The organism is Streptomyces sp. NPDC005262 (genome assembly GCF_042872425.1).
In the GTDB taxonomy this organism is placed as follows: Bacteria; Actinomycetota; Actinomycetes; order Streptomycetales; family Streptomycetaceae; genus Streptomyces.
The window spans coordinates 419,119-438,549 of sequence record NZ_JBIAKK010000002.1; the positions used below are offsets into that span (position 1 = coordinate 419,119).

General features: G+C 69.1%; 17 protein-coding genes. 6 read left to right on the forward strand and 11 right to left on the reverse strand.

The genetic code is table 11. The annotated features are described in order from the left end of the window. Window positions 1-74 precede the first annotated feature (74 nt). Window positions 75-476 carry a hypothetical protein gene (locus tag ACFYP5_RS07100; protein ID WP_388742882.1) on the forward strand — a complete coding sequence of 134 codons (402 nt, stop codon included), beginning with the start codon at window positions 75-77 and terminating at the stop codon, window positions 474-476. Between the two features lie 100 nt (window positions 477-576). Here ACFYP5_RS07100 and ACFYP5_RS07105 read toward each other — a convergent pair whose 3' ends face one another. The 4 genes from ACFYP5_RS07105 to coxB form a co-directional block, all read right to left on the reverse strand. Then, the gene (locus tag ACFYP5_RS07105; protein ID WP_389031689.1) at window positions 577-1,851 is read right to left on the reverse strand and encodes an Ig-like domain-containing protein; all 1,275 of its coding nucleotides are present in this window, start codon (window positions 1,849-1,851) and stop codon (window positions 577-579) included. 84 nt (window positions 1,852-1,935) lie between these two features. Next, the gene (locus ACFYP5_RS07110; RefSeq protein WP_389031692.1) at window positions 1,936-2,334 is read right to left on the reverse strand and encodes a cytochrome c oxidase subunit 4; all 399 of its coding nucleotides are present in this window, start codon (window positions 2,332-2,334) and stop codon (window positions 1,936-1,938) included. Continuing rightward, window positions 2,331-4,067 (reverse strand): cytochrome c oxidase subunit I, encoded by a 1,737-nt coding sequence (ctaD, locus tag ACFYP5_RS07115; RefSeq protein ID WP_389031695.1) that lies wholly within the window; start codon window positions 4,065-4,067, stop codon window positions 2,331-2,333. Before ctaD ends, ACFYP5_RS07110 begins: the two co-directional genes overlap by 4 nt. Further along, window positions 4,064-5,026: a cytochrome c oxidase subunit II gene (gene coxB / locus ACFYP5_RS07120; RefSeq protein WP_389031698.1), complete on the reverse strand. Its 963-nt coding sequence runs from the start codon at window positions 5,024-5,026 to the stop codon at window positions 4,064-4,066. Before coxB ends, ctaD begins: the two co-directional genes overlap by 4 nt. Before the next feature lie 269 nt (window positions 5,027-5,295). Between coxB and ACFYP5_RS07125 the strand changes: the two genes are divergently transcribed. Further along, window positions 5,296-6,678, forward strand: a complete 1,383-nt coding sequence (locus ACFYP5_RS07125) for a cysteine desulfurase/sulfurtransferase TusA family protein (protein ID WP_389031701.1) — start codon at window positions 5,296-5,298, stop codon at window positions 6,676-6,678. Here ACFYP5_RS07125 and ACFYP5_RS07130 read toward each other — a convergent pair whose 3' ends face one another. Then, complete coding sequence (locus tag ACFYP5_RS07130) at window positions 6,679-7,653, reverse strand: carbohydrate kinase family protein (protein WP_030933597.1); 975 nt, start codon at window positions 7,651-7,653, stop codon at window positions 6,679-6,681. It abuts the gene before it with no gap. A gap of 160 nt (window positions 7,654-7,813) precedes the next feature. On the opposite strand from ACFYP5_RS07130, the gene ACFYP5_RS07135 reads away from it, so the two are divergent. Both ACFYP5_RS07135 and ACFYP5_RS07140 read left to right on the forward strand, forming a co-directional pair. Then, a complete protein-coding gene (locus tag ACFYP5_RS07135) occupies window positions 7,814-8,011 on the forward strand; it encodes a hypothetical protein (protein ID WP_389031703.1) in 198 nt (65 codons plus the stop codon). A 153-nt stretch (window positions 8,012-8,164) separates the two neighbouring features. Beyond that, complete coding sequence (locus ACFYP5_RS07140) at window positions 8,165-9,634, forward strand: hypothetical protein (RefSeq protein ID WP_389031706.1); 1,470 nt, start codon at window positions 8,165-8,167, stop codon at window positions 9,632-9,634. A 289-nt stretch (window positions 9,635-9,923) separates the two neighbouring features. Here the strand turns inward: ACFYP5_RS07140 and ACFYP5_RS07145 are convergent, their stop codons facing one another. After that, window positions 9,924-10,280, reverse strand: a complete 357-nt coding sequence (locus tag ACFYP5_RS07145) for an iron-sulfur cluster assembly accessory protein (protein WP_030933606.1) — start codon at window positions 10,278-10,280, stop codon at window positions 9,924-9,926. Window positions 10,281-10,575: 295 nt separating this feature from the next. On the opposite strand from ACFYP5_RS07145, the gene nadA reads away from it, so the two are divergent. Next, window positions 10,576-11,763, forward strand: coding sequence for a quinolinate synthase NadA (gene nadA, locus ACFYP5_RS07150; RefSeq protein ID WP_389031708.1), 1,188 nt, complete (start codon window positions 10,576-10,578; stop codon window positions 11,761-11,763). Window positions 11,764-11,897: 134 nt separating this feature from the next. Here nadA and ACFYP5_RS07155 read toward each other — a convergent pair whose 3' ends face one another. The 5 genes from ACFYP5_RS07155 to ACFYP5_RS07175 form a co-directional block, all read right to left on the reverse strand. Further along, window positions 11,898-15,053 carry an efflux RND transporter permease subunit gene (locus ACFYP5_RS07155; RefSeq protein WP_389031711.1) on the reverse strand — a complete coding sequence of 1,052 codons (3,156 nt, stop codon included), beginning with the start codon at window positions 15,051-15,053 and terminating at the stop codon, window positions 11,898-11,900. Window positions 15,054-15,218: 165 nt separating this feature from the next. Continuing rightward, window positions 15,219-15,914, reverse strand: a complete 696-nt coding sequence (locus ACFYP5_RS07160) for a response regulator (RefSeq protein WP_389031713.1) — start codon at window positions 15,912-15,914, stop codon at window positions 15,219-15,221. Further along, window positions 15,911-17,176 (reverse strand): sensor histidine kinase, encoded by a 1,266-nt coding sequence (locus tag ACFYP5_RS07165; protein ID WP_389031716.1) that lies wholly within the window; start codon window positions 17,174-17,176, stop codon window positions 15,911-15,913. Before ACFYP5_RS07165 ends, ACFYP5_RS07160 begins: the two co-directional genes overlap by 4 nt. 189 nt (window positions 17,177-17,365) lie before the next feature. Next, on the reverse strand, window positions 17,366-17,644 hold the full coding sequence (locus ACFYP5_RS07170; protein WP_030933621.1) for a hypothetical protein: 279 nt from the start codon (window positions 17,642-17,644) through the stop codon (window positions 17,366-17,368). Between the two features lie 10 nt (window positions 17,645-17,654). Beyond that, window positions 17,655-18,437: a PspA/IM30 family protein gene (locus ACFYP5_RS07175; protein ID WP_389031720.1), complete on the reverse strand. Its 783-nt coding sequence runs from the start codon at window positions 18,435-18,437 to the stop codon at window positions 17,655-17,657. A 296-nt stretch (window positions 18,438-18,733) separates the two neighbouring features. Between ACFYP5_RS07175 and ACFYP5_RS07180 the strand changes: the two genes are divergently transcribed. Beyond that, complete coding sequence (locus ACFYP5_RS07180) at window positions 18,734-19,333, forward strand: DUF3043 domain-containing protein (RefSeq protein ID WP_389031722.1); 600 nt, start codon at window positions 18,734-18,736, stop codon at window positions 19,331-19,333. Window positions 19,334-19,431 lie beyond the last annotated feature (98 nt).

Here is a 19,431-nt window from a genome sequence, read left to right on the forward strand (position 1 = left end):
TGTCGGTCGGAGTACGATCCGCGCATCGGTTCATGCCCCGAGAGCCCCGAAGACACAGATGTCACGGAGGAACAATGCAGCCGACCGCCACGGTCCTGGTCTACAGCGACGATGCCAACACCCGTGAGCAGGTGAGGCTGGCCGCCGGTCGCAGGCCTGCGGCGGACGTGCCACCGGTGGAGTTCGTGGAGTGCGCCACCCTGCCCGCCGTCCTGACCGCGCTGGAGAACGGCGGCATCGACGTGTGCGTGCTGGACGGCGAGACGGCCCCGGCGGGCGGCATGGGCGTCTGCCGGCAGATCAAGGACGAGATCTTCCACTGCCCGCCGGTGCTGCTGCTGATCGGGCGTCCGCAGGACGCCTGGCTGGCCACGTGGAGCCGCGCGGACGCCGCGGTGACCCTTCCGGTCGAGCCGGTCGAGTTCGCGGACGCGCTGGCCGCTCTGCTGCGCAGCAGGCTCTGCGTACAGTCCTGAGTCCTGCTGCGGCCCGGCCCCCGGTTCCCCCGCGGGGCGGGCCGCGGCTGCTTCATGTCCCCTGGAGGGGCAGCGCACTCCGCGGCGCACCCCTGGCCGGTCAGACCTCGGGGCGCAGGCGCGCCGCCTGCACCGTCGACCCGTCCGGGGCGGCCTTGTTCTGCAGGGCGCTGCCCTGCTGCCACTTGGCCCAGGACAGGTTCCAGTCGCCGTAGCCGTTGTCGAACGGCGTCATCGTGGCGCCCTGGCTGCCGACGACCGAGACGAGGTCGCCCTCGCGCACGGTGTTGAAGAACCACTGGGCCTGGGCGTTGCTCATGCCCGTACAGCCGTGGCTGACGTTCGCGTACCCCTGCGAGCCGGTGGACCAGGGGGCCGCGTGCACGTACTCACCGCTCCAGGTGACGCGGGTCGCGTAGTAGACCATCAGGTCGTACCCGTCGCTGGAATTCTCCGAGATGCCGATGGTCTCCCCGCGCATGCGTACGGAGTACTCCTTGCTCAGCACGACCTTGACACCGTTGCGGGTGTCGAAGCCGGGCCTTCCGGTGGTCACCGGAATGGTGTTGATCACTTGCCCGTTGCGCTTGACCGTCATGGAATGCGCGGCAGCGTCGGTGATGGCCTCGATACGGTCGCCGGTAGTGATCTTCAACGCCTTCGTGGGGGCTCCGTACAGCCCCTTGGTGACCCTGATGCCGGCCATGTTGCTGCTGACCTCGATCGTGGCCCGGGCCGGCCAGTACTCCTGCGGGCGGTAATGCAGGATCTTGTCGTCGACCCAGTACCAGGAGCCCGTCACGGCGGGCGTGGAGCGGACCTTCAGCGCGCGCTCCACGGTGGCCCTGGCGGCCTTGCCCTTGACCGGAGCGCTGAGTTCCGCCGTAATGGGCTGTCCGACGCCGTAGGTGCCCGCGTGCGGGCCGAAGGTGATGTTCAGGAGCTTCTTCGCCGGGGCCGTCTCGAAGGAGAGCGTACGGCTGCCCGGAGCGCCGTCGTCGTCCTCGACGCTGACCTTGACGGTGTAGCGGGTGCCGGCCGCGAGCGGGACGGTGGAGTGCCATCGCAGCCCGTCGGCCGAGAGTTCGCCCGCGAGATGGCGCCCGGCGGTGTCCACCGCGGCCACGTCCGTGATCCGGCCGTCGTCACCGGTGGCGGTGACTTCGAGGGGCTTGTCGGGATCGGCCTTCTTGCCGCCCGCCGGGGCGTTGGAGGTGATCTCGTCCGCCGCGTCGTACGGCTGTTCGGCGAGTGGATGACCATGTGGCCCGCCACAGGCGGTCGCCCCTGCAACCAGGGTCATGACCAGCAGCGTGCAGCTCACTACGGGACGAATGCGCGGCGTGTTCATGGTCACCACGCTAAGAAGATTCATCAGTTTCAGCGCGCCGGGTGACTGCAAACGGGGGACCCGCACCTCTCACATGAGAAGTGCGGGCCCCCGTCAGGTGGAGCGGTGTCACTGGGTGCGGTTCTCACCGCGGTAGTACTCGAAGACCCAGCCGAACAGGCCGATCAGGATGACCGGGGCCGAGAAGTAGAGCAGCCACCATCCGAAGATGACCCCCATGAACGCGAGGGCGCCGCCGACGGCCAGCGAGAGCGGCTGCCAGCTGTGCGGGGAGAAGAACCCCACCTCGCCGGCCTCGTCCGCGACATCGGCTTCCTTGTTGTCCTGAGCCATCGCGTCGACCCGCTGCGCCGTGAAGGCCAGGTAGAAGCCGATCATGACGCTCAGGCCGAAGGCCAGGACGAGCGCGGTGGTACCGGCCGGCTCCTTCGACCACACGCCGTAGGTCACTGCGATGGCGAGGATGAAGACGCTCAGCCAGAGGAACATCTTGCCCTGGATCTTCACTTGCCGGCCTCCTTGCCACCCGCGAGGGCCTTGTCAGCCTCGGAGTGATGCTCCAGCTGCTCGAGCGCCGAGATCTCCGGGTGGTGCAGGTCGAACGCCGGGGATTCGGAACGGATCCGCGGCAGGCTGAGGAAGTTGTGCCGCGGCGGCGGGCAGGACGTCGCCCACTCCAGCGAACGGCCGTACCCCCACGGGTCGTCGACCTCGACCTTCTTGCCGTACTTGGCGGTCTTCCACACGTTGTAGAAGAACGGCAGCATCGACAGGCCGAGCAGGAACGAGGAGATCGTCGAGATCGTGTTCAGCGCGGTGAAGCCGTCGGCGGCGAGGTAGTCCGCGTAGCGGCGCGGCATGCCCTCGGCACCGAGCCAGTGCTGCACCAGGAACGTGCCGTGGAAGCCCACGAACAGCGTCCAGAACGTCATCTTGCCGAGCCGCTCGTCCAGCATCTTGCCGGTGAACTTCGGCCACCAGAAGTGGAATCCGGAGAACATCGCGAAGACCACGGTGCCGAAGATGACGTAGTGGAAGTGCGCGACGACGAAGTACGAGTCCGAGACGTGGAAGTCCAGCGGGGGCGAGGCCAGGATGACGCCGGTCAGACCACCGAAGGTGAAGGTGATCAGGAAGCCGACGGCCCACAGCATCGGTGTCTCGAAGGACAGCGATCCCTTCCACATCGTCCCGATCCAGTTGAAGAACTTCACACCGGTCGGTACCGCGATGAGGAACGTCATGAACGAGAAGAACGGCAGCAGCACACCGCCGGTGACGTACATGTGGTGCGCCCACACGGTCACGGACAGGCCCGCGATGGCGATCGTCGCGCTGATCAGGCCGATGTAACCGAACATCGGCTTCCGGCTGAACACCGGGATCACTTCGGAGATGATTCCGAAGAATGGCAACGCGATGATGTACACCTCTGGATGGCCGAAGAACCAGAAGAGGTGTTGCCAGAGCAACGCGCCGCCGTTGGCCGCGTCGAATACATGCGCCCCGAACTTGCGGTCCGCCTCCAGCGCGAAGAGCGCGGCGGCGAGCACCGGGAAGGCCAGCAGGACCAGCACACCGGTCAGCAGGACGTTCCACACGAAGATCGGCATGCGGAACATCGTCATACCGGGTGCGCGCATACAGATGATCGTGGTGATGAAGTTGACCGAACCGAGGATCGTGCCGAAGCCGGAGAAGGCCAGACCCATGATCCACATGTCGGCGCCGACACCCGGCGAACGGACCGCGTCCGAGAGCGGGGAGTAGGCGAACCAGCCGAAGTCGGCCGCACCCTGCGGGGTGAGGAAGCCGGCCACCGCGATGATCGAGCCGAAGAGGTACAGCCAGTACGCGAACATGTTCAGCCGCGGGAACGCCACGTCGGGCGCGCCGATCTGCAGCGGCATGATCCAGTTCGCGAACCCGGCGAACAGCGGCGTCGCGAACATCAGCAGCATGATCGTGCCGTGCATCGTGAACGCCTGGTTGAACTGCTCGTTCGACATGATCTGCGTGCCGGGACGGGCCAGCTCGGCGCGCATGAAGAGCGCCAGCAGACCGCCGATGCAGAAGAACGCGAACGACGTGACCAGGTACATCGTGCCGATCGTCTTGTGGTCAGTGGTGGTCAGCCACTTGATGACGACATTTCCCGGCTGCTTGCGCCGGACCGGCAGCTCGTCCTCGTACGAGTCGTCTGCTGCCGCGGCACCCTGAGATTCGTTGAGAATGCTCACAGTTTGTTCGTCTCCGCATTCCTGGCCGGGTTCGTCTGCTCGATACCGGCCGGCACGTAGCCCGTCTGGCCCTTCTTGGCCAGCTCCTTGAGGTGCGCCTGGTAGCGCTCCGGGGAGACGACCTTGACGTTGAAGAGCATCCGGGAGTGGTCGACGCCGCAGAGCTCGGCGCACTTGCCCATGAAGGTGCCCTCCTGGTTGGGAGTCACCTCGAAGGAGTTGGTGTGGCCCGGAATGACGTCCTGCTTCATGAGGAACGGCACCACCCAGAAGGAGTGGATGACGTCACGCGAAGTCAGAATGAAGCGGACCTTCTCGCCCTTCGGCAGCCACAGGGTCGGGCCCGGGTTGCCGTTCTGCGGGTTCCGGGTGCCCGGGACGCCGACGTCGTAGACGCCGTCCGCACCCGGGGGGAACTGCTTACGGAACCGGTTGGGAATGGCATCGAGCTCCTTGGGGATCTCGTTGCCCGTGGCGGTCGAGCCGTCCACGTTCTCGATGTAGTTGAAGCCCCAGCTCCACTGGTAGCCGACCACGTTGATGGTGTGGGCGGGCTTCGCCGAGAGTGAGAGGAGCTTCGTTTCATCGCGCGCGGTGAAGTAGAACAGCACCGAGACGATGATGAGAGGGACCACGGTGTACAGCGCCTCGATGGGCATGTTGTACCGGGTCTGCGGAGGAACCTCCACCTTGGTGCGGCTGCGCCGGTGGAAGATGACGCTCCACAGGATCAGGCCCCAGACCAGCACACCCGTGGCGAGCGCTGCCGCCCACGAGCCCTGCCAGAGGGAAAGGATCCGTGGTGCCTCTTCCGTTACCGGCGTGGGCATACCAAGGCGGGGAAAGTCCTTGTATGTGCAACCGGTGGCGGTCGCCAGGATCAGGCCCGCAGTCAGCACCTGCGGCAGCTTCCGCCGCATCGGGCGCCGCGACGAGCGGTCGGAGCCGTTGGGACTCACGTAGCGCCTTCCCGAGAGTCTCGCCCGCGCGTTCGGCGCGGCCGTCTCGCTGGTCGGTCGCCGCCCTGACGCGGGCAGGGGTTTGGATGTTTATGCGGACCAAACCCTACTGGACGCTATTTGGGGTCGCGCGGGGAGGGTGCCCAACGCGCCGCCCGACTCCCCGAAGGGGTGGAATCCGGGCCTCCGGCCGCCATCTGACGGGGCCTCTCCTGGCTGCGCGACCGGCCCCTCCCGACATGGTGGCAGGCGCGAGCTAGCGTGGAGGTGTGCCCTACTTCGACGCCGCCTCCTCCGCCCCCCTGCACCCCGTCGCCCGCCAGGCGCTGCTTGCCGCCCTGGACGAGGGATGGGCCGACCCTGCCCGGCTGTACCGGGAGGGGCGGCGGGCGCGACTGCTGCTGGACGCGGCCCGGGAGGCCGCCGCGGAGGCCGTGGGGTGCCGTCCCGACGAGCTCACCTTCACCTCTTCGGGGACCCGGGCGGTGCACTCCGGGATCTCCGGAGCACTCGCCGGGCGTCGGCGTGTCGGCCGCCACCTGGTGGTCTCGGCGGTCGAGCACTCGTCGGTCCTCCATGCGGCTGCCACCCATGAGGCACACGGCGGGACGTTCGCCGAGGTGCTGGTGGACCGGGCGGGGGCGGTGAGTGCGGCGGCGTACGGGGAGGCCCTGCGCGAGGACACCGCACTGGCCTGCCTGCAGTCCGCCAACCACGAGGTCGGTACGGAGCAGCCGGTGGCCGAGGTCGCGGAACTCTGCCGGGCGTCGGGCGTACCCCTGCTGGTGGATGCCGCACAGTCGCTGGGCTGGAGTCCGGTGCCGGCGGGCTGGTCGCTGCTGGCGGCGAGCGCCCACAAGTGGGGCGGGCCTTCAGGGGTGGGGCTGCTCGCCGTGCGCAAGGGTGTCCGGTTCGCCCCTCAAGGCCCGGCGGACGAGCGGGAGTCGGGACGGGCCGCCGGGTTCGAGAACATTCCCGCGGTTGTGGCGGCGGCGGCGTCGCTGCGCGCGGTCCGTGCGGAGGCGGCGGCGGAGTCGGTACGGCTGCGGGCACTGGTGGACCTGATCCGGGCCCGGGTGCCGGAGCTGGTGCCCGAGGTGGAGGTGGTCGGTGATCCGGTGCGGCGACTGCCGCATCTGGTGACCTTCTCCTGTCTCTATGTCGACGGGGAGACCCTGCTCCACGAACTGGACCGGGCGGAGTTCTCCGTATCGTCCGGTTCGTCCTGCACCAGCAGCACGCTGACGCCGAGCCATGTGCTGAGGGCGATGGGGGTGCTGTCGGAGGGGAACGTCCGGGTGTCCCTGCCGGCCGGCACCACGGCCGAGGACGTCGACCGCTTCCTCCGGGTGCTGCCCGGGGTGGTGTCAGAGGTACGGGAGAAGCTGGGCGCGCCCGTTTCGGTGGCCCCCTCCCCCGCCGCCGCCACGTCCCTGGTCGTCGACTCCCTGGGCAAGAGGTGCCCGATCCCGGTGATCGAACTCGCAAAGGTGATCGGAGAGGTACCGGTGGGCGGGACGGTGACCGTGCTCTCCGACGACGAGGCCGCGCGGCTGGACATCCCGGCGTGGTGCGTGATGCGTGAGCAGGAGTACGTGGGAGAGGAGCCGGCGGACCGCGGCTCGGCCTATGTGGTCCGCCGGCTGTCCTGACTACGCGAGGTGGGCGCGGACCTCGGCGGCGGCGTCGTGGCCGTACGCCTTGGTGAAGCGGTCCATGAAGTGGGTGCGGCGCAGGGTGTACTCCTGCGTGCCGACCGTCTCGATGACCAGTGTGGCGAGCATGCAGCCGACCTGGGCGGCCCGCTCCAGGCCGACGCCCCAGGCGAGGCCGGAGAGGAATCCGGCACGGAACGCGTCGCCGACGCCGGTCGGGTCGGCCTTCGTCTCCTCCTCCGGGCAGCCGACCTCGATGGTCTCCTGGCCGGCCCGCTCGATCCGGACGCCGCGGGCGCCGAGCGTGGTGACGCGGTGGCCGACCTTGGCGAGGATCTCCTCGTCCGTCCAGCCGGTCTTGGATTCGATGAGCCCCTTCTCGTACTCGTTGGAGAAGAGGTACGTGGCGCCGTCGAGGAGGATCCGGATCTCTTCGCCGTCCATCCGGGCGATCTGCTGCGAGAAGTCGGCGGCGAACGCGATGCCGCGCGAACGGCACTCCTCGGTGTGGCGGAGCATCGCCTCGGGGTCGTCGGCGCCGATCGAGACGAGGTCGAGCCCGCCCACGCGGTCGGCGACGGCCTTCAGCTCGATCAGCCGGGCCTCGCTCATCGCGCCCGTGTAGAAGGAGCCGATCTGGTTGTGGTCGGCGTCCGTCGTGCAGACGAAACGGGCGGTGTGCAGGACCTCGGAGATCCGGACCGATCCGGTGTCCACACCGTGCCGGTCGAGCCAGGCGCGGTACTCGTCGAAGTCGGAGCCCGCGGCACCGACCAGGATCGGGCCGGTGCCGAGGAGGCCCATGCCGAAGCAGATGTTGGCAGCCACACCGCCCCGGCGTACATCGAGGTTGTCGACCAGGAAGGACAGCGAGACCGTGTGCAGCTGGTCGGCGACCAGCTGGTCGGCGAAACGGCCCGGGAAGGTCATGAGGTGATCGGTGGCGATGGAGCCGGTGACTGCGATGCGCACGGGGAGACTGCTCCTGCGGAGGTCGAGGGGAACGGGTGACTGCGCTCCCGGGACGGCGTGACAGTCCACGCTACCCGTTCGCCGCACTCACCTTGAAGGGGGAAAAACTACCCGATAGTAGGGCTTTTATCCTGAGGCTCGCGGTGCCTACGGTGCGGACATGTCGAAGAACATCGCCCCGCGCGAGTCCGAGATCAGCCTGGCCGAGCTGCGCGGTGACTGCGCACGGATGGCCCCGCACTGGGTGGTACCCGCCACGGTCACTCCCACCCCTGTGCCGCCGGCCCTGATTCACGGCGTGACCGTGCCGGCCGCGTCCGCACGGCTGATCGACTCGATGGCCGAGTACGGCGACTGAGGGCGGCGGCCGCTCGCACCGGACATCACCCGGATGCCCCATGGGGGAACCGAGTGCTCCCGTGCTCCGTCCCACCGTTGTCCCCGACTCGCGGGACACGCGATGACCGTGCGACGGTCACGGTGACGGCAACGCAGTCGAAGGAGCGATCCGGTGAGCACCGAGCGACCCGACAACGACGTGATCCGCCCCCGGCGGCGGTCCCGGCTGGCCGTCTCCTCGGTGGCGGCAGCGGTCCTGCTGGCCGGGGGCGGCGGCGCGTACTGGGCCGCCACCGCGGCGGACGACGGGGGCAGCCGGTCGGGCAGCAGTGACGACGCTGCTCCCTTGCTCGCGCTCGACGAGACGCCGGGCGGCCCGGACGGCCCGACGGCGCCCCCCGAGGGCATTGCTGTCGGCGAGCCCGATCCGGGTGGCGGCGGTGTGGTCTACCACGCGGCCGGCAAGCTGCCCGACGGGCCGGACACGGCCGCTGTCCACCGCGCGAAGGGCACGGTATCGGCGGCGGAGGTGGCACGGCTCGCGAAGGCGCTGGGCGTGGCGGGTACACCGCGGGCCGAGGGCGCGGCCTGGAAGGTGGGTTCCGACGGGGACGGCTCAGGTCCGCTGCTCCGGGTGAACAAGCAGGCGCCGGGCACCTGGACGTTCGCCAGGTACGGCTCCGGCGGGACGGACAACTGTCAGAGCACCACGGTGTGTTCGAGCAAGGACATGGCGCCGGGCGACACGGGGTCGCCGGTGAGCGAGAAGGCGGCCAAGGCCGCCGCGGCGCCCGTGCTGAAGGCGGCCGGTCAGGACGACGCAGCTCTCGACGCGCGCCAACTGATGGGCTCGGTACGGGTGGTGAACGCGAACCCGGTGGTCGACGGGCTGCCCACCTATGGCTGGGCGACCGGGATCCAGGTGGGCCCCAACGGTGAAGTGACGGGTGGCAGCGGGCAGTTGAAGGGTCTGGAGAAGGGCGCCGAGTATCCGGTGATCAGCGCGGGCGACGCGTTGAACCAGTTGAACAGGGCGGGCCGTGCGGACGCTTCGCGCAGCGGCATCGGAGGGTGCGCCACCCCCGTACCGCTGGAGAAAGGCACCCTGAAGTCGCCGGGGAACAGTTGCGGGACGCGGACCGGGGCGGAGCGCGGAACGACGACCGTGACGGTCGACAAGGCGGTGTTCGGTCTCGCGATGCGGTACGTGGAGGGCGAGCAGACACTCGTACCGTCATGGCTGTTCTCGGTGCACCCGGCCGCGGGCGGAACGGGCAACACGGTCACGCAGGTCGCGGTGGACCCGGACTCGCTGGCGAAGCCCTCGAAGGCCCCGGCGCCCCGGAGGACTGCGGGCCCCGGCCCGGGGGACGACGCACGGTCCCAGCGGCCGCTCATCTCGTACAGCGCCGACGGGCGGACACTCGAGGTGGCGTTCTGGGGCGGGGTGTGCAGTACGTACGCGGCGAGCGCGACCGAGAGCGCGGACGCGGTACGGGTGACGATCACCGAGTCGAACCCCGACCCGAAGAAGGTCTGCATCATGATCGCCAAGAAGCTGACGCGAACGGTGACGCTGGATGCGCCGCTGGGTGACCGAAAGGTGCTCGACACGACGGGCGGCGTGGTGCCGCGCGGCTGAAGGCTGTCCCAGTAATCCCTGGCGGGCGCCGACGACAGCTGCGGCTGTCCCGTGATCCCTGGTGGATCGGCGCGCGGCGTCGGATGCGGTGCATCGCAAGGCGGAGGGGCGTCCTCATGCCGGTCGTGCGCGGGCGTACCGACAACGCAGCGAGGAGCCCTCAGGGTCTTTCGTTTGGATCAGGCTGGGCTCGCGCGGTCCGGCAGGCACGGCAGAAGGCGAGGGCCCCCGGGATTCCGGGGGCCATCGCCTTCTGCGGGTACCGCTTGCCCGCTGTCGCCTTCGCGCCTCAGCTGAAGGAGTCGCCGCAGGCGCAGGAGCCCGTGGCGTTGGGGTTGTCGATCGTGAAGCCCTGCTTCTCGATGGTGTCGACGAAGTCGATGGAGGCGCCGCCCAGGTACGGAGCGCTCATCCGGTCGGTGACGACCTTGACGCCGTCGAAGTCCTTCACGACATCGCCGTCGAGCGAACGCTCGTCGAAGAAGAGCTGGTAGCGCAGGCCCGAGCAACCGCCGGGCTGGACGGCGACGCGCAGCGCCAGGTCGTCACGGCCTTCCTGCTCCAGCAGGCCCTTGACCTTGGCTGCGGCGGCGTCGGACAGGAGGATGCCGTCGCTCACGGTGGTGGTCTCGTCCGATACGGACATCTGCTTCTCTCCCGGGTTGTACGGACTGCTTGCCGACGTTGCAACCGTCGGGACCTCGGATTCATTCCGGGCCGAGCGCTTGCCTGTTCCTTTCATGCTCGCACACCGGTCCGGAAAGAGTCCGCGAGCGGGGACATCGCGCACCCGGGACGGGATGCGTCACATCGACGCGATCGGTGTCGTCAAACTGACATGAAGCAGATATGATAGATAGCGTCAAATAGACGAAAAGACTTCCCGGTGCAAGCCCCGGCTCCGCCGGAGCGGCTTCACCGCTGACCGCAGAACAGAAAGGGTGCGTGACGTGACCACCGCCCAACCACTGGATGTCCAGCCGACGCCCCTCGCCCTGCTGCTCCTCGGCCGCGATGCCGACCCCAGGAGCGAGCGCGGCGTCGAGTGTCCTGGCGATCTGCCCTCCCCGTCCGACCCGGACCTGGTGGAGCGCGCCCGCGCGGCCAAGGAGAAGCTCGGGGACAAGGTCTTCGTCCTCGGCCACCACTACCAGCGCGACGAGGTCATCCAGTTCGCGGACGTCACCGGCGACTCGTTCAAGCTCGCCCGCGACGCGGCCGCCCGGCCCGAAGCCGAGTACATCGTCTTCTGCGGCGTGCACTTCATGGCCGAGTCCGCGGACATCCTGACCACCGATGACCAGAAGGTCGTGCTGCCGGACCTGGCCGCGGGCTGCTCGATGGCCGACATGGCCACTGCCGAGCAGGTCGCCGAGTGCTGGGACGTGCTGACCGAGGCCGGGATCGCCGAGCAGGTCGTCCCCGTCTCCTACATGAACTCCTCCGCCGACATCAAGGCCTTCACCGGCCGGAACGGCGGCACGATCTGCACCTCGTCCAATGCGAAGCGGGCCCTGGAGTGGGCCTTCGAGCAGGGCGAGAAGGTGCTCTTCCTTCCCGACCAGCACCTGGGCCGGAACACCGCGGTCCGGGACATGGGGATGACTCTGGAGGACTGCGTCCTCTACAACCCGCACAAGCCGAACGGCGGCCTCACCGCCGAGGAGCTGCGGAACGCGAAGATGATCCTGTGGCGCGGGCACTGCTCGGTGCACGGGCGCTTCTCGGTGGAGTCCGTCAACGATGTGCGCGAGCGCATCCCGGGCGTCAATGTGCTGGTGCACCCCGAGTGCAAGCACGAGGTCGTGGCGGCGGCGGACTACGTCGGCTCGACGGAGTACATCATCAAGGCCCTGGAGGCGGCGCCGGCCGGCTCGAAGTGGGCGATCGGCACCGAACTGAACCTGGTGCGGCGCCTGGCCGACCGGTTCGCGGCGGAGGACAAGGAGATCGTCTTCCTCGACAAGACGGTCTGCTTCTGCTCGACGATGAACCGGATCGATCTGCCGCACCTGGTGTGGACTCTGGAGTCGCTGGCCGAGGGCAACCTGGTCAACCGGATCGAGGTCGACCCGGAGACGGAGAAGTACGCGAAGCTGGCGCTGGAGCGGATGCTGGCGCTGCCGTAGGCGTTACGGCCTCCCTTGGCGGGGATTCCGCCTCCGGGCCCCGGCCCTCGGACGCCGGACGGGCCGGGACCGCCGGAGGCGCGCAAAGGCCCCGGCACCGTTGAAACGGTGCCGGGGCCTTTGCGCGCCCTGCGTTACGCCTTCGCGGGCTGCGGCTCCTCGGAGGTGGTCTCCTCCGGCTGGGCCGGGGCCGACAGGCCCGCCTTCCTGGCCCGCTTGATCGCCTTCTTCTTCGCGCGGCGCTCCTTGCGGAGCTCGACCATCGCGTAGAGCGTCGGCACCAGAAGCAGCGTCAGCAGCGTCGACGTGACCAGACCGCCGATCACCACGACCGCGAGGGGCTGCGAGATGAACCCGCCCTCGCCGGTGACGCCGAGCGCCATCGGGAGCAGGGCGAAGATCGTCGCGAGTGCGGTCATCAGGATCGGGCGGAGACGGTGGCGGCCGCCCTCGATGACTGCTTCGACGATGCCCATCCCCTGCGACCGGTACTGGTTGATCAGGTCGATCAGCACGATCGCGTTGGTCACCACGATGCCGATCAGCATCAGCATGCCGATCATTGCCGGTACGCCCATCGGGGTGCCGGTGACGACCAGGAGGCCGATGGCGCCGGTCGCCGCGAACGGGATGGAGACCAGCAGGATCAGCGGCTGGACGAGCGAGCGGAACGTCGCGACGAGCAGCATGAAGACGATCGCGATCGCGGCCAGCATGGCCAGACCGAGCTTCATGAAGGCGTCGTTCTGGTCCTCGGAGACACCGCCGATGGTGGCGGTGGCGCCGTCCGGCAGGTCCAGGGCGTTGATCTTCGACTGGAGCGAGGCGCTCACCGCGCCGGTGTTGTCACCGGTGGGGCGGGCGGTGATCGTGGCGGCGCGCTGGCCGTCGATCCTCGTCATCGAGACCGGGCCGGGAACCAGCTTCACCTCGGCGATCTGGCCGAGCTTGACCCGGCCGAGCGAGAGGTTCTTCAGCTCGTCCATCGTGGTGGCCGGGTGGGCGGACTTGATGACGACGTCGCGCTCGGTGTCGTCCATGATCGCCTTGCCGGACGGGGTGCCGCGCACCGCTCCGGCGACAGCCGCACCGAGCGTGGTCTGGTCGAAGCCGGCGGCCGCGGCCTTGGCGTTGGCCTTGACCGAGATGCGCGGGACCGACTGTGCCAGGTCGCTCTGGACGTCGGTGACGTCCTTGAGCTCGGCCACCTGCGCCCGCACCTCTTCGGAGGCCTTCTTCAGGGTGTCCGCGTCGGCGGACTTCACCACGACGCTCAGGTCCTGGCTACCGAAGCCGTCGCCCGCGGCGATGGTGGTGTCACCGATGCCGTCGAGCTTGCCGAGGCCCTCGTCGATGCGCTTCTGGGTGGCGTCGAAGTCGGCCGAGTCCTTCAGAGTGACCTGGTACGAGGCCTGGTTGGATCCCGTACCGCCGCCGAAGGCCGCCATGAAGCCGGAGGAGCCGACGGTGACCTGGTAGTCCTTGACGCCCTTGTCGCCGTCGAGGAGCGTCTCGACCTTCTTTGCCGCCTCGTCGGCGGCCGCCAGGCTGGTGCCGGGGGTCAGCTCCTGCTTGATGGAGAGGACTTCCTGCTCGCCCTGGTCGAAGAAGTTGGTCTTCAGCAGCGGGGCCATGCCGAAGGTGCCGAAGAGCACGGCGACGGCGATGGCGATGCTGGTGATACGGCGCCGGGTCGCGAAGCGCAGCACCGGGACGTACAGCCGCTGGAGCCGGCTGCGGGCCTCCTTCTCCTCGGCCTTGCGACGGGCCTCGTCCGGGTTCTCCGTGCTGCCCTTGGGGGCGCGCAGGAACCAGAACGACAGGACCGGGACCACGGTCAGCGAGACCAGCAGCGAGGCGAGCAGGGCCGCGGTGACGGTCAGGGAGAACGACCCGAACAGCTCGCCGACCATGCCGCCGACCAGACCGATCGGCAGGAAGACCGCGACCGTGGTGAGGGTCGAGGAAGTGACCGCGCCGGCCACTTCCTTCACCGCGGTGATGATCGCGGACTGGCGCTCCTCGCCGTAGCCGAGGTGACGCTTGATGTTCTCCAGGACGACGATCGAGTCGTCGACGACGCGGCCGATCGCGATGGTCAGCGCGCCGAGCGTGAGCATGTTGAGCGACAGGTCGCGGGTCCAGAGCACGATCAGGGCGAGGACCACGGAGAGCGGGATGGAGACCGCGGTGACCAGCGTCGAGCGGAGCGACGCGAGGAAGACCAGGATCACGATGACCGCGAAGAGCAGGCCGAGCGCGCCCTCGGTGGTCAGACCGGAGATCGCCTTGGAGACGGCGGGGCCCTGGTCGGAGACGACGGTCAGTTCGGCGCCTGCGCCGAGGTCCTTGCGGAGGTCCGGGAGCTTGTCCTTGACGGCGTCCGAGATGGCGACGGCGCTGCCGTCCTTGTCCATCGTCGCCATCACGGCGAGGCTCGGCTTGCCGTTCGTGCGGGTGATGGAGACCGCCGTGGCCGGCTCCTGCTTCACCGTGGCGATGTCACCGACGCGGACCGGCTTTCCGGGCTTGTCGGCGGCCGGGTTCTGACCGGCGACCCGCAGGTCCTCGATCTGCTTCAGCGAGGTGAAGGCTCCGCCGACCTGGACGGTACGGCTCTTGCCCTGCTCGGAGAAGGAACCGGCCGGGACCGTGGCGCCGGCCGCCTGCAGGGCCTGGGCGAGGGATCCGGCGTTCAGTCCGGCGGCCGCGAGCTTCTTGTCGTCGGGGGTGATGGAGACCTGGAGATCCTGGACACCGTTGACGGTGACCTGGCCGACACCGTCGATGTCCTCCAGGGCCGGGACGACGGTGCGGTCCAGCTGGTCGGCGAGCGCCTGCTGGTCCTTGTCGGACGTGACGGCGAGGACGACGGTCGGGATGTCGTCCGTCGAACCGGCGATGACCTGCGGGTCGACGTCGTCGGGCAGCTGGACGCGGGCGCGGTTGACCGCCTGCTGGATGTCGGCGACCAGCTGCTTCGTGCCCTCGTCGCCGAAGTCGAAGGACGCCATGATGACGGCGTTGCCCTCGCTGGCGGTCGAGGTGACGCCCGTGACTCCGTCGACGGACTTGATGGTGTTCTCGAGCGGTTCGACGACCTGCTTCTCGACCACATCGGGAGACGCACCCTGGTAGGGGGCGAGCACCGACACCATCGGGAGCTCGATGGTGGGCAGCAACTGCTGCTTGAGCTGCGGGATCGCGATCGCTCCGAAGACGAGCGCGACGATCGAGATCAGCCCGATCAGGGCCCTTTGCGCGAGGCTGAATCTGGACAGCCAGGACATGGGTGGGTCTCTCTTCTGTGGCTTACGCGGCAGGTGGGCGGGTGACTCGGGGACAGACCCGGCCCAGCTATACGATCGCTCATCCGCCGGGGCGAAAGCGTCGGCCCCAGGGTCGCATTCTTATGCGGCGCATACCGCAGGTGGAGTACGCCACTGCTCCACCTGCTACTCCACCCGGGGACGCACCAGGCCCGATTCATACGCAATTACCACTAATTGGGCCCGGTCGCGGGCACCCAGCTTCGCCATCGCCCGGTTCACATGGGTCTTGACGGTGAGTGGGCTCACGGCCAGACGTTCGGCGATCTCGTCGTTGGAGAGCCCGCCCGCGACGAGGACCAGCACCTCACGTTCGCGACCCGTGAGCGCGCCGAGCCGCTCGGAGTACTCGGCGGCGCTCGGCCCCGAGCCGTCCGAACTGCCCCCCTGGGCAAGGAAGGTGGCGATCAGCCCCTTGGTCGCGGCCGGGGAGAGCAGCGCCTCGCCGCCCGCGGCGATACGGATGGCATTGAGCAGTTCATCCGGTTCCGCCCCTTTGCCGAGGAAGCCGGACGCACCGGCCCGCAGCGACTGCACCACGTACTCGTCGACCTCGAAGGTGGTGAGCATGACGATCCGCACACCTGCCAGCTCCGGGTCGGCGCTGATCATCCGGGTCGCGGCGAGGCCGTCCGTACCGGGCATCCGGATGTCCATCAGCACCACGTCGGCGCGCGTCGAGCGGGCGAGCGCCACGGCTTCGGCACCGTCCGCCGCCTCGCCGACCACCTGCATGTCGGGCTCGGAGTCGACCAGCACCCGGAACGCGCTGCGCAGCAGCGCCTGGTCGTCGACGAGCAGCACCCTGATGGGCGGTGTCATGGGCGTTCCCCCGTCCGTCCCGCCGCGCCCGGCAACTCCGGCTCTCCCGTGCGGGCCTTGACCGGCAGGATCGCATGAACCCTGAATCCGCCGCCGTACCGGGGCCCGGCGGTGAGGGTGCCGCCGAGGGCGGTGACGCGTTCGCGCATGCCGAGCAGTCCGTGGCCGCCGCCGGCGACATTGCCCGCGCCTTCGGTCCGGCCCGTGCCGTTGTCGAGGACCGTCACCTCGGCCGTCTCCCCGACCCGTATGACACTCACCTCGGCCTTCGCCCCGGGGCCCGCGTGCTTCTGCACGTTGGTCAGCGCCTCCTGGATCACCCGGTACGCGGCGAGATCGACGGCTGCCGGCAGCGGGCTCAGCCGGTCGGCGCACGCCACCTCGACCGGAAGGCCGGCTCGTCGGACCTTGTCCACCAGTTCGCCGAGGACCGCGAGGCCGGGGGCCGGCTCGGTCGGCGCCTCCGGGTCGCCGGACTGGCGCAGCAGCCCGACGGTGGCACGGAGTTCGCCCAGTGCGGAGCGACTGGCCTCCCGGACGTGGGCGAGCGCCTCCTTGGCCTGGTCGGGGCGCTTGTCCATGACGTGGGCGGCGACCCCGGCCTGCACATTGACCAGAGCGATGTGGTGGGCGACGACGTCGTGCAGATCGCGGGCGATCCGCAGTCGTTCCTCGGCGACCCGGCGGCGGGCCTCCTCCTCACGGGTGCGCTCGGCCCGTTCGGCCCGTTCCCTGATCGCGTCGACGAACGCCCGCCGTGAGCGGACGGCGTCCCCGGCCGCACCGGCCATGCCGGTCCAGGCGAAGACCCCGAGGTTCTCCTGGCTGTACCAGGGGGAAGCCCCGAAGAGCATCGCGCACGCCGCCAGAACGCTCATGGTCAGCAGGCCGACCCGCCAGGTGGTGGGCCGGTCGGTGGCCGCGGCGACCGTGTACAGCGCGATGACCGCGCTCATCACCACCGGGGCGGGCGGGTCCACCACCACGAACTCGACGATCGTCAGCGCGCCGGTGGCGGCGAGCACCGCCATGGGGTTGCGCCGCCGCAGGACGAGCACGGCAGCGCCCAGCACCATCAGGACCACGCTGGCCGGCTCGGGCGTGCGGGTGCCGAAGCTGGGCCCGTTCGGCGCGTTCGGGTCGGTGAACGACCCGGCGATCATCGCGGCGAGCACGGCCACGGCAAGCGCGCCGTCGAAAGCGAGGGGATGGTCGCGCAGCCAGCGCCGCACGCGCGCGAACCCGGTTCCGAGGGTGGTCACGTCAAGCAACGGTACGGCGTGTCGCGCACGGATCCGGCCCATCCGCCTCCGGCCCCGGACGCAGAACGTACCGATCCGGACGAACCGGTCCGGCAGCACGACGTACCGGTCAGAAAAGCACTCCGCCCCGCGGCCGGCGGACCGGACACGGGGCGGAGCACTTGCGTGCGGGTGCTGGAGCGGCTGACGTCAGCCTGGGATCAGACCGTCGTCGCTGAGCATGTCGCGTACCTCTTCGAGGGTGGCGTCGGGCGACGGCAGGATCAGTTCGGACGGCTCCAGGGAGTCGTCCGGCAAGGACGTGCCGAGCTCGCGCACCCTGGCGAGGAGCGCGTGGAGAGTGGTGCGGAAGCCTGGGCCGTCGCCGCTCTCCACCTCGGCGAGCAGTTCGTCGTCGAGCTTGTTCAGCTCGGCGAGATGACTGTCGGCCAGCGTCAGCTGACCCTCCCCCATGATCCGAACGATCATGACGTCTGCCTCACTGCTTGTCGAACTTGTGCGGGGACTGCGACGACTGCTGCTGGGCGGCGTCCTGCGAGCCGCCCTCGATCGCCTGCTGCGGAGCGGAGCCGCCGGCCAGTTCGGCCTTCATGCGCTGCAGCTCCAGCTCCACATCCGTACCACCGGAGATCCGGTCGAGCTCGGCGGCGATGTCGTCCTTCGCCGTCCCCGTCGGGTCGTCGAGCGCACCGGAGGCGAGCAGCTCGTCGATCGCACCGGCACGCGCCTGCAGCTGCTGGGTCTTGTCCTCGGCCCGCTGGATCGCCAGGCCGACGTCGCCCATCTCCTCGGAGATCCCGGAGAACGCCTCGCCGATCCGGGTCTGCGCCTGGGCGGCCGTGTAGGTGGCCTTGATCGTCTCCTTCTTGGTGCGGAAGGCGTCGACCTTGGCCTGCAGCCGCTGGGCCGCGAGAGTGAGCTTCTCCTCCTCGCCCTGCAACGTCGAGTGCTGCGACTCCAGGTCGGTGACCTGCTGCTGGAGGGCCGCCCGCCGCGACAGCGCCTCGCGGGCCAGGTCCTCACGACCGAGCGCGAGCGCCTTGCGGCCCTGGTCCTCCAGCTTGGACGTCTGGCCCTGCAGCTGGTTCAGCTGCAGCTCCAGGCGCTTGCGCGAGGTCGCCACATCGGCGACACCGCGGCGCACCTTCTGAAGCAGCTCCAGCTGCTTCTGGTACGAGTAATCGAGGGTCTCGCGCGGATCCTCGGCCCGGTCAAGGGCCTTGTTTGCCTTCGCGCGGAAGATCATCCCCATACGCTTCATGACACCGCTCATGGGCTTCGCGCGCCCCCTTCTGACGGACTGGGCTCCAGCACTCCAACAGAACCCACAGTACGGGCCCTGTCTCTATTACCGCACTGTTCGAGCAAGGATGTGGTCCTCCCCAAGGACGACTGCTCCCGGTCACAGCTCCGGCCCAGGGAGTAGGTGGCCGTCAGGGAAACCGGCGGCAACGTCCGTTCTGCCCCCCTCAGGACACATGTGAGGACGCAGGCCGTTGCCGGATCGTTCCCGACCGGGCTGGGGTCGCCGCCGCCGACCCCGTACCCTTGGGCTTTGTGTTCCGTAGCCGTTCGAAGGAAGAGAAGGCGCCCACCTCCAAGGTGACGGCGGACCTCTCCACGCAGCCCCGCGACCCGCAGGCACCCAAGGGTCGCCCCACCCCCAAGCGCAGCGATGCCCAGTCGCAGCGCCGTCGTGCCTCCAGTGGTGCGCCGCTCGACCGCAAGGAGGCCATGAAGCGCCAGCGCGAAGCGCGCCGCGTGGACATGGCCAAGCAGCGGGAGGCTCTCGCGAGTGGCGACGAGCGCTACCTGCCGGCCCGTGACAAGGGTCCGGTGCGACGCTTCGTCCGCGACTTCGTGGACTCGCGCTTCTGCATCGCGGAGTTCTTCCTGCCGCTGGCAGTGGTCATTCTGATTCTCAGCGTGATCCAGGTGCAGAACATCCAGAACATCTCACTGCTGCTCTGGCTCGGCGTGATCGTACTGATCGTCATCGACTCGATCGGTCTCGCGTTCCGGCTGAAGAAGCAGCTGAACGCGCGCTTCCCCGATACGCCGAAGCGCGGCGCGGTCGCCTACGGACTGATGCGTACGCTTCAGATGCGCAGGCTCCGTCTGCCGAAGCCGCAGGTCAAGCGCGGAGAGCGGCCCTGAGTACGGAGGTCTCCGGCTCAGTCGCCGGTCCGTCCGTCGGCCCGCCTCGCCGCGGCACGTCCCCGCTCTCCGGGGCCTCTTCCACCTGGCTCAAAGGG